Source organism: Vibrio sp. 1249-1 (assembly GCF_033340495.1).
In genome coordinates this window covers 1-721 of sequence record NZ_JAWOWJ010000493.1, presented here as the reverse complement: position 1 = coordinate 721, position 721 = coordinate 1, and the positions used below count along the sequence as shown (strand labels likewise).

General features: G+C 45.5%; 1 protein-coding gene. It reads right to left on the bottom strand.

Features of this window, described 5'->3' with window-relative positions; all coding sequences use genetic code 11:
• Positions 1-657 (bottom strand): DedA family protein (locus tag R7Z50_RS27180; RefSeq protein ID WP_318149708.1); only part of this gene is annotated, 657 nt, incomplete at its 3' end.
• Positions 658-721 lie beyond the last annotated feature (64 nt).

The window sequence follows — 721 nt, the reverse complement described above, 5'->3', positions numbered from 1 at the left end:
CTTAGATTTAAACCGCGCTTTGCGCACCTTGAGGATCACAAAACTCATCACAGCAATAGTAAGAGTAATCACTGGCGCAGCCATTAACCCCATCGTCACCATCTTGCTGATATTCTCCGGAAGTAAAGGCAGGAGCATGCCAAAGCCGCACAATAATAACGTCCACAATATGGCGCTCAGCCATGCAAAGTAATGGAACTTTGACACGCGTTTCACACGTAATCCCATCATCAATGGCAAAAGCGAACGCACCACAGGAATAAAACGCGCGCAAAACAATGCAATTAAGCCATGTTTACCCAAAAGAACATCGACTTGTTCGAGTCTTTTCTGTGGAACAGCATTCACCCAGCCTTGAACTTTAGGTAGGCGGTTTAGCCATTTTCCTTGCAAGTATGCCGCCCAACTTCCTAAGCCCGCACTCACAATAATCACCAACATGATGGCAATAGGATCAAGCACGCCCACCGCCGCAAGTGTGCCAGACAACACCACTACGCTATCGCACGGAAATGGCGCAGCAGGAATAAAACCACTTTCCAAAAAGATTAATGTCGCCACGACAATATAAATAATCCCTGCACTTCCTTGCGCCATAAGTGCAGAAAAGTCTTGATGCCAAAAGGCAAGCAAGACGCCCATCATTGAATCAAACATAAAAAGAGCTCCTAAACATCACTAAATAACAACAAGGTAGATGCTTAGAACTATCGAGCGTGAA